A 14,653-nucleotide genomic window follows, 5' to 3' on the forward strand; every position below is an offset into this window, starting at 1 on the left:
AAACAACCCGAAACTTCGCCGGCATGATCAAATGGGCCTGCCTCTTACAATACCTGCGATATGACGTCAAAATCGCGTTTTGAGACAAGGCCTAGTGTAGCAAACTTAACTCAGGAAAGACGGCGCTGGTGATTGATCGACGTAGGGACGACCCGGATGATGCGCAGGGCGAGGTGACTCAGGTTGCCGTGCGGAGACGGCCGCGCGTCGCCAAACTGCTGCTCGGCGCGGCCTTGGGAGTGATGCTCGCAGTCATCGGCGCCGTGGTCGTCGCCGTCGCTTTCTATCGCGATCCCTTGCCGGCGTTGACGGATGAGACGTTGAGCGCCGCGCGCGCCCGTTGGGACCAAGCCGGACCGCGCAGTTATTCGCTGGAGGTCCAAATCTTCGGACGCCGGCCGGGCGTGGTGCAACTTAAGGTCCGCGATGGCGAACCGGTGGAGATGACGCGCGACGGTCGCGTGCCGGATCAGCGACGCACCTGGGCCGCCTGGACCGTACCGAGCCAGTTCGACATGCTGGCCACCGAACTCCAGGGCCAGCGCGATCCGGAGAAAGGCTACAACGCCCCGGCCGGGAGCCAAGTGGTGCTCAAAGCGGACTTCGACCCTAGACTCGGCTATCCGTTGCACGTGAGGCGGCAGGTGCTCGGGACGGAACTCAACGTCGAATGGCGCGTGACGAAGTTTGTGGCTGATTAGTTCGAAGTTTTCAGTGTTCAGTTTTCAGTGCTTGGGATCGAAGTCCTCACTGAAAACTGAACACTGAAAACTTCAAACTCTTCCTCAAGCAAACGCTTCCCGCAACATCTTCAAACTCTTCGGAATCGCCGTCTCGTAATCTTCTTTGCCTTCGAACTCCAGCGAGATGTAGCCCTGGTAGTTGTGGCGGCGAAGGATTTCGGCGACCTTTTGGTAGTCGAGGTCCAATTCGTACCATTTGCCGCCGCCGTAGTAGGTCTTGGCTTGCACGAAGACGGCGTGCGGGGCCATTTGTTCGTATTGCGGGATTTGATCTTCGAGGAAGTTGCCGGTATCGAGCGTGGCGCGGAGCCAGGGGCTGTTGATCGCGTTGATGATGCGCAGCACGCCGTCGGCGTTGCGGCCCAGGCCCCAGTGATTTTCCAGGCCGAGCGTGACTCCGCATTCCTCCGCTTTGGGCAGCAGCTTCTCCAGGCTACCGATCACCCAGCCGAAACCGTCGTCGTCGGTATAGCCTTCGAGGCCAGGCTCGCGCCCCTGGTTGGCCATGAAGTCGTCGAAGTTCTTAATCGTGCCCCAGCGGCCCGTGTTGATCCGCACCGTGGGGATGCCGAGCTGATAGGCCAGTTCGATGCAATGCAGCGTGTGGCCGATATTCACGCGGCGGACGTTTTCATCCGGATTGACGAACCCCTGGTGGGTCGAAAATCCGCAGAGCGCCAGCCCGTGCAGGAACGCGCGCTGCTTGATCTTCTGCAGGTAGGCGTTGCTTTCCGACTCCATCTGAATGTGCAGCAGCTCCACGGCGTCAAAGCCCATCTCGGCCGCCAGGTCGATGCACTGCTTGATTGGCAACTTCGTGGCGTCGTTAAAGCGCCAGAAAGAATAGGTGGAAACGCCGATGGGATTGGGGCGGTTTTTCCTCTTCGGCGCGGCGTCAGCCGTCTGTGCGGATGCGACTTGTGTGGCGCCCAAGGCGGCCCCGGCGGCGATGCCGGCTTGCGTCAGAAAGGAACGGCGTTGCATGGCGATGGCTGCTTGAGGAAGTTGTGAATTGCCGCGTAGTTTAATTCGAGACACGGTTCATTTGAAGAGGCCGAAGTCGCTTCCGAAGATTCACCACGGAGAGCACGGAGGACACGGAGGGAGGAGGGGGAATGACGAATGGATGCTGGCATTGGGTTGGTTTGCTAGCGAACATTCAGTCATTCGAGCTTCGACATTCCTTCGTCATTCGGATTTCGAAATTCGTCATTCCCCCTTTCATGAGCTGTTTTTCTCCGCGTCGCCGGCTAGCTTGTAACCTTCGGATTTGGCGACGAAGGTTGCTGCGGTGATGTCGCCGGTGACGTTGAGCGTGGTGCGGCACATATCCAGGAAGCGGTCGATGCCCAGGATCACCGCCACGAGTTCCGGTTGCACCCCGATGGTGGAGAGGACGAGCACGACGAACGGGATCGAACCGCTCGGGACGCCAGCCGTGCCGATGCCGCCGAGGATCGCCATGTAGGCGACCATCAATTGTTGCCCAAGCGTGAGGTCAACGCCCGCGAGTTGCGCCAGGAATAAGACGGTCACGCCTTCGTAGAGTGCCGTGCCATTTTGGTTCGCGGTGGCACCGACGGTGAGGACGAAGTTCCCAATTTCCGGCGGGACGTGCAGATTCTCTTCCGTGACTTTCATCGCGGTCGGCAGCGTCGCGTTCGAGCTCGAGGTGGAGAACGCGGTCAGCGCAGCGGTGCGCGTGCGGCGGAAGAAATCGAGCGGCGGAATGCCGGACAAATAGTACACCGACAGCGAGTAGACACCGAACATGTGCAGCGCCAAGCCGCCGAGCACCGCAACCACATACCATGAGAGCGCGGCCAGCAACTCGATGCCGAACTGCGCGGTGTTGTTGAACACCAGGCAGGCCACGGCGTACGGTGCGGTCAGCATGATCAGATCGATGAGTTTCGAGATTACCTCGAACAGGCCTTGCAGCACGGAAACCAGCGACCGCGTGGCGTCATGAGGCAGGAGCGTAATGCCGACGCCCATCAGTAGCGCGAAGAACATCAGATGCAACATGTTCGGCAGTTCCGTCGCCGCCGAAAAGAACGGGTTCGACGGAATCAACGTGTCGACCACCTTTTTCAAAGGCGCCGTCGGCTTGGCCGCTTCGGCTTTGTCCGGGGCCGCGGGGACGCCGGCGCCGAACTTCTCACGCAACTCTGTGGCCGTTTCCTCGGACATCCGCTTGCCAGGCTTAATGGTGTTGGCCATAGTGAGACCAATCACCACCGAAATGCCCGAAATCACCAGCGTGTAAAGAAACGCCTTCAGGCCAAGGCGGCCAAGCTTGCGTATATCTCCAATGCCGGCGATGCCGACCACGAGCGAGGAAAACACGAGCGGCACGACGAGCATCAACAAGAGCCGCAGGAACAATGCGCCGATCGGCCCGGTGATATGAAAAATAACCCAATCCACCGCTCGTTTGGCCGAACTATCTTCGTCGCCAACCGCCAGATTGACGGCGATGCCGACGACGGCGCCTAGCACCAGGCCGATCATGATCCGATGGTGCAGCGGCAGCCGGCGCTTCGCGTCAATGGTCGGAGAGGTCATGTTTGGAGCTTGGATTGAGCCATAATGGAGTCTGGCGACACGTCATTTGGGCGAGCTTGCTGCATCATCGACAACCCGCCGCTCAAGTCAAGGCTGACGGTCGTCGCGTTCCTTACTTCTTACTTCCCGTACCGCGTTTATGCCCCTCACCTTCGAGCACGTCACCAAGTTCTATGGCCCGGTGATCGGGGTGAATGATATTAGTTGCCAGATTGGTCCTGGCATCACGGGGCTGCTGGGCGCGAATGGGGCCGGGAAGTCGACGTTGCTCAAGCTCGCGAGCGGGCAGTTGCGGCCGACGCTCGGGCGTGTCCGGCTCAACGAGCATGACGCCTGGTCGACGGCCGCCAAGCGGATCCTGGGGTTCAGCCCGGACATCAATCAGTTCTACGAGGAAATGACCGGGTTCGAGTTTGTTTATACGATGGCCCGGCTGCACGGGTACTCGCGGCGCATCGCGCGCGAGCAGACGCAGGTGGCGATCGATGAAGTCGGCATGGCGGACCGTTCGGCGCGGCGGATTGCCGGTTGCAGCCACGGGATGCGGCAACGGATCAAGCTGGCGCAGGCGCTCGTGCATGATCCGGAGATTTTGTTGCTCGACGAGCCGATGACGGGCATCGACCCCGGCGGCCGGCGGGAATTCGGCGAGTTGCTGGGGAAACTCGCCGAGCGTGGTAAGACGGTCTTGGTCAGCAGCCATTTGCTGACCGAGGTGGAACAGCTCACCAATTCGATTTTGATGATCGCCCGTGGCCGTATCCTGGCCTGGGGCACATTGCGCGAGATTCGGGCAATGCTGGACGACCAGCCGTTCTGCGTGGAAGTCGTCAGTGAGCAGCCACGCCGCTGGGCGGAAAAGCTTGTTGGCGCGAACGAAGTGGAAGCCGTGGAAATGTGCGGCGAACGGCTGCTGGTCCGTACCCGGGAGCCACAGAAGTTCTTCGCGTTGGTGAATCGACTCGCGGTCGACGAGCGATTGCCGATCGATCAATTAACTACCCTCGACGGCGGCGCGGACGCGGTCTTCGGCTACTTGCAACAGAGGTCGGCATGAACTTGTTGCGCGCCTGTTCCGCGCTCTGTTGGGTTTCGTTCCGGCGACTGCTCTGGTCGTCCGGCACGTTGATGATTTTATTGCCGCTGGGTCTGACCATCGCGGAGCTCTCGATCCTGGGCCATCGCTATGCGCTCGACAAGAACTTCGGCCGCGCGTTCGAGCAGTTCAGCCGGGAATTCGTGATCTTTCAGTTTGCGCTGTTGGTGATCCCGCTCTGCGCGCTGACCTACGCGACGACTAGCATCGGCGGTGATCGCGAAGATCGCACGCTGCTCTTCCTGCTGGTGCGGCCGGTGCCGCGTCCGCTGATCGTGGTGGCCAAGATCTTTGCCACGTTACCGCTTGTATTGGGCTTGATCATCGGCGTGTTTTACGTCGATTGCCGGCTCGCTGGGGCTGCGGGCGTGGCGGCGTTTGATGCCTATTTGCCGGCGGTGCTGGCAATGTCGGTCAGCTACGTCGCCGCCTTTCATCTCTTTGCGGTGTTGTTCCGGCACGCGACGGTGCTGGCGCTGATCTATTCGATCTTCATGGAGTTTTTCCTTAGCAATATTCCCGGCATGGTGCAAAGATTTGCCGTGAACTTTTATGGCCGGTCGATGATCTATGACTACGGCACCTCGCTGCTCCAGGTCCGCGGGGAAAGCCGCGTCGTGGAACCGCTCGATCCCCGCGTGTTCACGGGAGTTACCGCGGAAACCGCGCTGTGGGCGATGCTGGGCATCAGCGCGACGGCGATTGTCTTGGCGATGATCGTGTTCCAGCGCAAGGAATACCGGGACCTGACTTGAAGTAGTGTTCGCCATGAACCGCCGCCAATTGGAAAAACTCGGCGTTCCCGCGCGTTGCTTGAAAGAGGCGATCGCGGCCGTGCAAAGCGCCGCGACCGATGGCGGACTGCGCGGGAAGGACGTCCGCGCACAGTTGCTGGCCGTGGTGGAGCGTCCGACGGAGTTTACCTCGGATCCGCATTTTGCTCCCTTGGCGAATGCACTTCTCGAAGCCGAGGCGACCGGGATGATGGAGCCGATCACTTACCGCACGTGGGGGACGGAGATTGACGACGGCGCGCATCAGCAGATGCGTCAGGCCTGCGGACTGCCGATGGCGCGCGGGGCGGCGTTGATGCCCGATGCACACATCGGGTATGGCTTGCCGATCGGCGGCGTGCTGGCGCTTGAAGGGGCGGTGGTGCCTTACGCCGTGGGCGTGGATATCGCTTGTCGGATGAAGCTGTCGATCTTCGATCTGTCGCCGGAAGCGCTGACCCGACAGCCGTCGCTCTTCGACGCCGCGCTGGAACGCGGGACGCGGTTTGGCATCGGCGTGGAATATCGCCGTCCGATGGAGCATCCGGTCATGGATCGCGATTGGACGGTGACGCGCATTACGCGCGAAAATCGCGACAAGGCCTGGCGGCAGCTCGGCACGTCCGGCTCCGGCAATCATTTCGTCGAGTTCGGCGTGTTCACGCTCGATGCGCCGGCGCCGGAGTTGCAACTGGCACCGGGCAAGTACGTCGCGCTGCTGAGCCACAGCGGCAGCCGCGGCACGGGTGCGTCAGTCTGCAGCACGTATTCGGCGATCGCGCAGAGCCGGCTCGATTCGCGCTACAAGGATTTCGGCCGGCTGGCCTGGCTCGACCTCGCCAGTGAGGCGGGGCAGGAGTATTGGGCGGCCATGAATTTGATGGGGGATTACGCCGCCGCGAACCACGCGGTGATTCACCAGCAGGTGGCCAAGTTGCTGGGCGCGGAGCCGGTTGCCGGAGTGGAGAATCATCACAACTTCGCCTGGCTCGAAGAGCATGGCGGACGGGAACTCGTCGTCCATCGCAAAGGGGCCACGCCCGCAGGCGCTGGCGTGTTGGGCGTCATTCCCGGCTCGATGGCCGACCCGGCGTTTATTGTCCGTGGGAAGGGACATCCGGAGAGTTTTGACAGCGCCTCGCACGGCGCCGGGCGGCGGATGTCGCGCACGCAGGCGAACAATACGTACAACTTCCGCGCGGTGCAAAAGGACCTGGAAAAGCGCGGCGTACGGGTCCTCTCCGCCGGCGCGGACGAAGTGCCGTTCGTCTACAAGAACATCGAGGAAGTGATGGCCGCGCAAGCGGACCTGGTGGAAACGGTGGCGCGGTTCGATCCGAGGATCGTGAAGATGTGCGGGGATCGTAGCCGGGCGGAAGACTGATGCGGGAAGAGTTTGAAGTTTTCAGTGTTCAGTTTTCAGTGAAGACGAATTGGCCAATCACTGAAAACTGAACACTGAAAACTTCAAACTCCTAGTACCCGAGTCCGGGGCCGTTGAGCGCCGCCGTGCCGAGTGTGCCGTCGCTTAGTTGGAACATCGACGGGAAGCGTTCCGCCCAGCGTTGATTGCCGGCGGGGCAGTATTGGCGGGCGTTGCCTTCGATGGCGGCCACGGTGGGGATTCTGGCCGACAGGCTGGCCGAGTGCAAGAACGAAGCGCCGGGACAGGTGAGGTCCTGCACGCAGAGAAACATGCCGTACTTCTGCGCCGCGGCGCCCATCAAGAGCGCTTCGCTGTGTCCTTTGCAGGCCTTGAGGGCGACGCCGGAGTAACCGAGTTCACGGCAATACTGCAAACTGTCCAGGTTGATCAACGATTCGTCGATCACCACTGGCTTCAACTTGGCCGCGGCGTGCATCTTGTTTTCCGGATGAGCGCGGAGGTCGCGGTGCGTGGGCTGCTCGATGTAATGCACACGATCCCACGCCGCAGGGGCGCGCTCCCGAATGCCTGCGAGGAAATCCAGCACGTATTCCACGTTCGCGCAACGTTCGTTGAAGTCGAGCGAGTAACGCCAGGCCTGGCAACCGCGATTGTGCTGCGCTTCCGCCGCAATGCGTTCCACGGCGGTGACGCGTTCGATGTCCCAGGCGAGATCGTCGCCGTTCAGCTTGATCTTCAGATGGGTGAGTCCGTCGGCGGCGATCCATTCCCCCAGCGTCTCGGGCAAGCCGTCGCCGATGCGCTCCGGGAGATCCGCGGCAGTGAGCGGATCGAGCGCGCCGACCAGATGATAGAGCGGCATCGACTGCTTAGGCTGCCGAGAGGTATAGCGGTCGAGATACTCGCCTTGGAACTCGGCGGTCAGATAATGCGACAAGTCGCGGTTCACGAATTCCGGACCCAGCGTGTTGTACGCGTTGATGCCGAGGGCCTTGCCGTAGGCGTCGTGAATCGCGGCCTCCAACGGGCTCGTGGCCACAAGTTGCGCGAGTCGCGGCATCGGTTCCGCGAGTGCCGACGTCAGCGCCGCGGCGGCTGAGGGATGGTCTTTTGCCAGAGCATGCGTGATTTCTAGCGGATGGCCGAATTCGCGATACGTTCCGGCGTCGCGGACGGCTTGTTCGCCCAGCGCGATCATCGCCGCCAAGGCGTCGGGGCCGGAGACTTGATGGCTCGGCCACGCCCAGGCGTTGCTCATGGGCATTGAGCCGTGACCCGCGCCGCGCCGGCCGTCGCGGGTTTCGACTTGCACGTCGACGTCCAACAGCACCGCGTCGGTCACAACCCGCCCACCGAATTTCATCGGCACACGGTACGCGTAGCGAACGGTGCGCGACGTCAACTCACAGAGGCGGATGTCGGAGGAGAGCATGAAGAATGACGAAGTTCTAAACCTGAATGTCGAATCAAATTTGAAATTCAAATGACGAAGGGCGTTGTTTGGATGATACCGTTTGCGGGATCATTCGTCATTCGAACATCTTTCGACATTCGGATTCCGACATTCGAAATTTGCAGACCAACCAAAGCAACGGCGAACGCGAGTGCCAGTGCGGCTGTCGCCGGTTCGGGCACCATCGCCTGATCGTAGGTGCGGCCGTAGTTGTTGTAGACCTGGTTGAGGTCGTAGAGCCCGACCGTGCCGTCGAATGGGTCGGTGTCGCCGAGCACCGGGTTGCCGCTCTTCGCGAAGTTGTTGCGGACGTTGTTCAGATCCGTGACATCGACGACGCCGTCAGAGTTTGTGTCGCCGGGCCGTAACGGATAGGCGTGGGTCGGGGCAAAAGTGAAGTCGAAGACGTAGCCCCCTTCCTCGCTGCTTTGCGCCAGATTGGCGACGAAGTAGGGGAGCACGTCGGGAAATGCCGCTGACAGCATGATGAACTTCGCGGATTCGCCGGGGGCCAACGCCGCGCTGCCTTCCGCCTGATACAGAATCTCGAACGTCTGCTCATCGGGCGCGAAATCGGCGAACCAGCCGAACGGCGTTTCGAGCTCAATCGCGACATTCTCGCCGACGTCGAGCAGAAACAAATCCAGCGGGAACTCACTGTCTGGCGCGTTGGAGAGCGTGTACTCGTAACGCGTGCGGCCGTCGGGAATGAGTTCGTAAGCGACCTCGACGGAGGCGATCAGTGCAGCCGACGCGGCGCTAGGTAGCAAGCACAGGCAGAATGCCGCGAGCACGCCGTGGCGTAAGTTCTTCATAGTCGAGCCGGTCAATGCGGTAGCAGGAAAATCCCCACCGCTAGGCTAACCACGGGCCACGCCCAGAGCAAATGAAACGCAGGGAACGTTCCCCGGCGGCCTCAAAAAAAAGCCCAGGGAAGGCCCTCGGAGTCGTCGCAAATAGCAACGACCGTGGTGGCCTTCCTTGGGCTTAGACTCGCTTATTTTGCGAGATCTACTGCATTTCTTGGGGCGCGCGGAGCCACTGCACGTTGGCTTGGACGTTCAGTTCGCGGCGCCAATTCGCCTGACGGAGCAAGGCGTCGTTTTCTCCTGCTCGCCCGTAGTTGGCGTAGGGCGTCGACAGAAACATAGAATGCAGAACGTTGAGATCGGGCGTGGTGTTCACCAGCCGGATCAGGTACGCGGCCTTTTTGGTCTCGTTCATGGCGACGCCGATTTCGCCGATGTTCAGCCCATAGACCGTCCGCATGAATTCGTCGCCCGCATCGTCCACGCCTTCGACCTGACTGGTGCGAATGGGAATCTCCTGCTGGCCGAACATGAAGCCGCCGAACTTCCAGGTGAACGGCCGGGTCGTGGTCACGACAAGGTCTTTCCGGTCCGCGAACACTTCGGTCAGCGATTTGTCCGACTTCTTCGCCTCTTCGGCGAGCTTGTTCGCTTCGGCAATGGCCAATTTGCGGGCTTCCTGTTTGCGCCAGGCCGCCTCGACATCGCCCTTCACCTCTTCAAACGTCGGAATAAAGGGTTCCTTCTCTTCCGTCTTCCAGAACAGATAGCGATTGCCCTGTACATCCTGCGAGTTCTGGGGCTGGTAGAGCCCCATGCCAGAATACGCGGCATTCACGACCGCGGATTCTTCCCGGGGCGTCTCGCCGATATAGCTGTTGCCCAACGTGTGCTCTTCGGAGAAGAGCAACGCGTCGCGGGCCAACAGCGACGTTTGTTTGGATTCGACGCCGTTCTTCGAGGCCAAGTCGCTGAAATTGAGCGGCGCCGGCATGGGCAAATCCGGCTTCTGCGCTTTTTGTCCGTTCCAACCGCGCCATTGCGATTCGTAACGGCGCATGTCGCGGGTCAATTCGCCGATCACCTTGTCCATCAACGGTTGGGCCTTCTCGCGGGCCACGCTTTGGCGGACTTGTTCGCGCACTTTCCAGAGCGGTTGGAATTCCGGATCGGGGCCGTCCTGCAATTCGCCGGGCGGCAACCATTCATCGTTGGCGAGCGGCGCTTCGTCTTCGAGCGGCGGCACTTCGTCGGCCGGAGTTTGTTCGGCATCGGTCGCCACAGGGGCAGTATTCTCTTCGGCAGCCGGTGCGGCTTGCGCGGCGGCGTCGGTTCCGGGCGATTCCGGTGCGGCCGGCGTTTCGTCCTGCAAGCGATAGGACGCCAACCGGAACGGTGAGCGGCGTACCGACGATTGCGGTGCATCCGCGGGCTTTTCAGTTTCCGTCGGGGCATCGGCCGGCGACGGAGTTTCTACCGCCGGAACGGGCTCGCTCGGCGCAGCGCCGTCGGCGGGCGTTTCCGTGGCGGGAGTTTCATTGACGGGAGTGTCCGTAGCGGCGGGCGCTTCGCTTTCCGTGACTGGTTCGACGGGCGGCGGGACATCGTCCTCCGTCGGGATGCCGGAGTCGATCGCGGTGCCGGGCACGGTGAACGGATTGTTGAACAGCGATGAGTCCGGCCGGAAGCGATAGAGCGTGTCCTTGTCGCGCTCGTAGGCGGCGACGATCTCGTCTTCGCTCACTGGAACTTGCGAAGTGAAGTCGTCGAGCTTGATTTTGAAATACTGGAACGCCACGCGATGCGGCTGTTTGAAGCCGGGCTCGATGGCGTAGTACGTCGCGTCGTCGAGTCGGTACTGTTCAAAAAACGCCCGCAGCGTCGCTTCATCCGGCTTGGGCGTGCGGTCGATGAGTTTGTCGACTTCGAGCGGAATCACTTCCGCGCTGACTTCGCGATTCAGGCTCTGGAAAATTTCCCAGCGGCTGACCGGCGTCTGGATCTGCGTGGCGGGAAAGTGCAACTGCTCATACTGATCCGCCATCAATTCGTAACGCAAAGCATCCATGACTTGCGATTGCTGCACACCTAGCTGTTGGGCAATTTGCGAGAAGCCGTCGCCGTCGACTTTCTTGTCGGTCAAGGTGTCCAGCATGGCGACGACGCGATTATCGGGAACATAAAGTCCCAACTCTTCGGCCTTGCGATAGCGCAGCATGGTCTCGACCAGATCCGCTTGGTCGTTCGGCCGACCAAATGGTGTGGGCCTTTGCTGAAAATTGGCGCGCATCAAGGCGTTGTTGATGAATTTGTTGGCCAGATCCCGCCGCTTGGCCATGTTCTGGAGGTCCAACTCCGTCAGCACGCCGTAACTCGTGGAGACGACGTCGGTATTCGTCGTGCCGGTGTTTTGCGAAAACTCCAGAAGCGTGGGCAGGATCAAGAAGGCGACCATGACCAAGACGCCCAAAATGGCCATCATCAGCTTCTGATTTTTACGAAACTTGGAAAAAGGGCTGGCCATGGTGGCGGCGTTCCTCGTGTCGATTTGATCGCGAACCTGGCCGTCGCAACCCTTGACAGCCAGGCTGGGCAGAGATTAACAGTGGTCCGTCGCACCACCTGCCCAAGAAGGTGCCGATTGTATTGGCGCGGGACGTAAATTCAATCCCAAAAGGGGTTGCGAGCGTTCCGGGGCCTCCGCAATCCGCTGCGGCGGGACGGATGGGACGCACGATTTCGGCGGCCGCCCTCGGTTCTGGCCGCCCAGATACGTAGGATTATACGGATTACGATGCCGGGGGGGTCGCGAGACCTGCAACGCCTCTACCGAGTACGGGTCCGGCCTCTGAGTTTCGTAGCGCCGTCCGGCGATAAGTAGGGACGCACCTCCTGGTTTGCCTATCTTCACACTGCTCTCAATTCAAATGGCCAAGAAATCCCCCGCCGGAACCGGCAAAGCCCTGATGATCGTCGAATCGCCCGCCAAGGCGCGCACGATCAGCAAATTCCTGGGCAAACGGTTCGTCATCGAGGCGAGCATTGGCCACGTCCGCGACCTGCCCGAGGGCAAAAAGCAGATTCCGGCCAAATATAAGGACCAGGAATGGGCCTATCTGGGAGTGAACGTTAACGAAGGGTTCGAACCGGTCTACATCGTCCCCCCCGGCAAAAACGAGCAAGTCAAGAAGCTCAAGGGGCTGATGAAGGACGCGACCGAGCTCTGGCTGGCGACGGACGAAGACCGCGAAGGAGAGGCCATCAGTTGGCATCTCCAGGAACTGTTGCAGCCCAAGATTCCCGTCCATCGGCTGGTGTTCCACGAGATCACCCGCGAGGCGATTGAAGAGGCGATGGAGCATCCACGCCAAATCGACAATTCGCTGGTCCAGGCTCAGGAAACGCGGCGCATCCTCGACCGGCTGTACGGCTACGACGTCTCGCCGCTCTTGTGGCGCAAGCTGGGCCGCCGCCTGTCGGCGGGGCGCGTGCAGAGCGTGGCGGTACGGCTGATTGTCGATCGCGAACGGGAGCGGATGAAGTTTGTTTCGTCGACGTATTTCGACGTGCTGGGAATGTTCGCCAAGCACTCCGGCGAGCAGCTTTCTGCGACGCTCGTTTCGGCCGACGGCAAGCGCATCCCGGCCGCGAAGGACTTTGACTCCGCCACGGGCAAACTGAAAGACGGCAAGTTCCTACATCTCAATGGCGCCGGTGCGGAGGAATTGGTCCACAAGCTGCGGAGCGCGCAATTCCGCGTCGCCAAGATCGAGCAGACGCCCTACACGCAACGCCCGGCGCCGCCGTTTACGACGAGCACGTTGCAGCAGGAAGCCAACCGCAAACTCGGCTTCACCGCCCGGCGGACCATGCAAGTGGCGCAGGCCCTCTATGAAAACGGTCACATCACGTACATGCGTACCGACAGCACGAATCTCGCGTCGGTCGCGGTCAGTGCGGCGCGAGAATTGGTGAATGCACAGTACGGTCAGCAATACTTGCCGGCGCAACCGCGGCTCTACAGCACGAAGGTGAAGAACGCGCAAGAAGCGCACGAAGCCATCCGTCCCGCCGGCCATCCGTTCGAGTTACCGGAATCGCTGCGCGGCAGCCTTTCGCACGACGAATTCCGGCTGTTCGAGATGATCTGGAAGCGTACCGTCGCCAGTCAAATGGCGGATGCGCGCGGGCAGCGGATTTCGATCACCATCGAAGGGGGCGGCGCGTCGTTCCAGGTGGGCGGCAAGACGATCGACTTCCCAGGCTTCCTGCGGGCCTACGTCGAAGGCGCGGACGATCCGCAAGCGGAACTCGCCGATCGCGAGACGATACTTCCCAGCGTGACGGAAGGGGAACAACTTAATTGCCAAGGGCTCGAACCGAAGAGCCACACCACGCAACCGCCCGCGCGTTACAACGAAGCCACGCTGACGCGAGCGCTCGAAGATCTCGGCATCGGCCGGCCTAGTACGTATGCGGCGATCATCGAGACGATTCAGGCGCGGGACTATGTGTTCAAAAAGAGCAACGCGCTGGTGCCGACCTGGGTCGGCTTTGCCGTAGCGCAGTTGCTGGAGCGACACTTGCCTACGCTGGTCGACTACCAGTTCACAGCCCAGATGGAAGAAGACCTCGACGCGATCAGCCGCGGCGAGGCGGCGCATCTGGATTACTTGAAGAGCTTCTATTTCGGCAACGGCCGCCCTGGTTTGCGCCAGCAACTCGCGACCAAGATCGAAGAGATCGACCCGCGTGAAGCGAGCCGCATTTCGCTCGGCAGACCGGATCGGCCGGGGGCGGAAGGGGACGAGATCTTCGTGCGCATCGGGCGCTATGGACCGTTCCTGGAGCAAGGCGAACGCCGCTCGCCGATCCCCGACGGCACGCCGCCGGATGAATTGACTCAGGAAAAAGCGCTGGAGTTGCTGGCGCAGGCAGGCGTGGCGCTGGAGCCGCTCGGACATTGCCCCGACACCGGCAAGCCGATCTACCTGAAAAACGGCCGCTTCGGCCCGTACGTGCAGCGCGGCGACGCTGACGACGAAGACAAGCCGAAGAACGCCTCACTGCTCAAAGGCATGAAACCCGAGGACGTCGACCTGGCGACCGCGATTCGGTTGCTATCGCTGCCGCGCACATTGGGCGTGCATCCGGAAAGCAACGAGCCGATCATCTCGCAGAACGGCCGCTTCGGCCCGTACATCAAGTGCGGCACGGACACGCGCTCGTTGCCGGCGGGCGTCTCGCCGATCGAAGTCACGTTGTCCGAGGCACTGGAGTTGCTCGCGCAACCCAAGGCGGCCCGCCGCGGCTTCGGTGCTCCGAAGGAACCGCTCCGCACGTTGGAGGCCTCGCCGATCACCGGTGAGCCCATCAAGCTCCTGGAAGGCCGCTACGGCTTCTACGTCACCGACGGCGTGACGAACGCCTCGCTGCCCAAGGAGAACAAGCCGGAGGAACTGACGCTCCCACAGGCGCTCGACCTGCTGGCGATCCGTGCTGCCGCCGGTCCCCCGGCCAAAAAACGCGGCTTCCGCAAAGGCGCCCCGAAAGCGGCCGGACCCAAGAAGGCGCCGAAACGGGCCGCGAAGAAGAAGGCGCCCGCCCGGAAGAAATCGCCCTCGGGCGCATGAACATTGCCTGCGGCGGTGCGTTGGGAACACGACTGTTTCCACTGCGGAATCAGCTGGTTTCATGCCAGATTCGACCTCGCCCGCGACGCCGTCCGGGCCTGCCTTTGCAACCCCCAATACGGCCCGAAAATGTCAGCCGCGCAAGTTCTAGAACATTAAAACGGCCCGCTAAGCCGTCGATCGTTTGGCGT

Annotated in this window: 10 protein-coding genes; 5 read left to right on the forward strand and 5 right to left on the reverse strand. The window is 61.3% G+C overall.

Features of this window, described 5'->3' with window-relative positions; all coding sequences use genetic code 11:
- Positions 1 to 128: 128 nt before the first annotated feature.
- Positions 129 to 701 carry a DUF6174 domain-containing protein gene (locus SGJ19_27285; GenBank protein MDZ4783968.1) on the forward strand — a complete coding sequence of 191 codons (573 nt, stop codon included), beginning with the start codon at positions 129 to 131 and terminating at the stop codon, positions 699 to 701.
- Between the two features lie 84 nt (positions 702 to 785).
- On the opposite strand, the gene SGJ19_27290 is transcribed toward SGJ19_27285, so the two are convergent.
- Positions 786 to 1,727 carry a sugar phosphate isomerase/epimerase family protein gene (locus SGJ19_27290; protein MDZ4783969.1) on the reverse strand — a complete coding sequence of 314 codons (942 nt, stop codon included), beginning with the start codon at positions 1,725 to 1,727 and terminating at the stop codon, positions 786 to 788.
- 237 nt (positions 1,728 to 1,964) lie between these two features.
- On the reverse strand, positions 1,965 to 3,311 hold the full coding sequence (locus tag SGJ19_27295; protein ID MDZ4783970.1) for a dicarboxylate/amino acid:cation symporter: 1,347 nt from the start codon (positions 3,309 to 3,311) through the stop codon (positions 1,965 to 1,967).
- Positions 3,312 to 3,450: 139 nt separating this feature from the next.
- Between SGJ19_27295 and SGJ19_27300 the strand changes: the two genes are divergently transcribed.
- Genes SGJ19_27300 through SGJ19_27310 form a run of 3 tightly spaced genes read left to right on the forward strand, consistent with a single transcriptional unit; the run spans position 3,451 to position 6,564 of the window.
- The gene (locus SGJ19_27300; protein MDZ4783971.1) at positions 3,451 to 4,368 is read left to right on the forward strand and encodes an ABC transporter ATP-binding protein; all 918 of its coding nucleotides are present in this window, start codon (positions 3,451 to 3,453) and stop codon (positions 4,366 to 4,368) included.
- On the forward strand, positions 4,365 to 5,162 hold the full coding sequence (locus SGJ19_27305) for an ABC transporter permease subunit (protein MDZ4783972.1): 798 nt from the start codon (positions 4,365 to 4,367) through the stop codon (positions 5,160 to 5,162). Before SGJ19_27300 ends, SGJ19_27305 begins: the two co-directional genes overlap by 4 nt.
- 13 nt (positions 5,163 to 5,175) lie before the next feature.
- Positions 5,176 to 6,564: an RtcB family protein gene (locus tag SGJ19_27310; protein MDZ4783973.1), complete on the forward strand. Its 1,389-nt coding sequence runs from the start codon at positions 5,176 to 5,178 to the stop codon at positions 6,562 to 6,564.
- Positions 6,565 to 6,655: 91 nt separating this feature from the next.
- Here the strand turns inward: SGJ19_27310 and SGJ19_27315 are convergent, their stop codons facing one another.
- The 3 genes from SGJ19_27315 to SGJ19_27325 all read right to left on the reverse strand — a co-directional run bounded on the left by SGJ19_27315 (position 6,656) and on the right by SGJ19_27325 (position 11,353).
- Positions 6,656 to 7,999 (reverse strand): mandelate racemase/muconate lactonizing enzyme family protein, encoded by a 1,344-nt coding sequence (locus SGJ19_27315; protein MDZ4783974.1) that lies wholly within the window; start codon positions 7,997 to 7,999, stop codon positions 6,656 to 6,658.
- A 47-nt stretch (positions 8,000 to 8,046) separates the two neighbouring features.
- Positions 8,047 to 8,835: a hypothetical protein gene (locus tag SGJ19_27320; protein ID MDZ4783975.1), complete on the reverse strand. Its 789-nt coding sequence runs from the start codon at positions 8,833 to 8,835 to the stop codon at positions 8,047 to 8,049.
- Between the two features lie 196 nt (positions 8,836 to 9,031).
- Complete coding sequence (locus SGJ19_27325; protein ID MDZ4783976.1) at positions 9,032 to 11,353, reverse strand: SurA N-terminal domain-containing protein; 2,322 nt, start codon at positions 11,351 to 11,353, stop codon at positions 9,032 to 9,034.
- Between the two features lie 403 nt (positions 11,354 to 11,756).
- Here SGJ19_27325 and topA point away from each other — a divergent pair, with 403 nt between their 5' ends.
- Positions 11,757 to 14,462 carry a type I DNA topoisomerase gene (gene topA, locus SGJ19_27330; GenBank protein MDZ4783977.1) on the forward strand — a complete coding sequence of 902 codons (2,706 nt, stop codon included), beginning with the start codon at positions 11,757 to 11,759 and terminating at the stop codon, positions 14,460 to 14,462.
- Positions 14,463 to 14,653 lie beyond the last annotated feature (191 nt).

The organism is Planctomycetia bacterium, from assembly GCA_034440135.1.
In the GTDB taxonomy this organism is placed as follows: domain Bacteria; phylum Planctomycetota; class Planctomycetia; order Pirellulales; family JALHLM01; genus JALHLM01.

Excerpts from the sequence above, each read along its gene's own strand:
- SGJ19_27290 (MDZ4783969.1), bottom strand. The coding sequence starts at position 1,727 with ATGCAACGCCGTTCCTTTCTGACGCAAGCCGGCATCGCCGCCGGGGCC.
- SGJ19_27295 (MDZ4783970.1), bottom strand. The coding sequence starts at position 3,311 with ATGACCTCTCCGACCATTGACGCGAAGCGCCGGCTGCCGCTGCACCAT.
- SGJ19_27300 (MDZ4783971.1), top strand. The coding sequence starts at position 3,451 with ATGCCCCTCACCTTCGAGCACGTCACCAAGTTCTATGGCCCGGTGATC.
- SGJ19_27305 (MDZ4783972.1), top strand. The coding sequence starts at position 4,365 with ATGAACTTGTTGCGCGCCTGTTCCGCGCTCTGTTGGGTTTCGTTCCGG.
- SGJ19_27310 (MDZ4783973.1), top strand. The coding sequence starts at position 5,176 with ATGAACCGCCGCCAATTGGAAAAACTCGGCGTTCCCGCGCGTTGCTTG.
- SGJ19_27315 (MDZ4783974.1), bottom strand. The coding sequence starts at position 7,999 with ATGCTCTCCTCCGACATCCGCCTCTGTGAGTTGACGTCGCGCACCGTT.
- SGJ19_27320 (MDZ4783975.1), bottom strand. The coding sequence starts at position 8,835 with ATGAAGAACTTACGCCACGGCGTGCTCGCGGCATTCTGCCTGTGCTTG.
- SGJ19_27325 (MDZ4783976.1), bottom strand. The coding sequence starts at position 11,353 with ATGGCCAGCCCTTTTTCCAAGTTTCGTAAAAATCAGAAGCTGATGATG.
- topA (MDZ4783977.1), top strand. The coding sequence starts at position 11,757 with ATGGCCAAGAAATCCCCCGCCGGAACCGGCAAAGCCCTGATGATCGTC.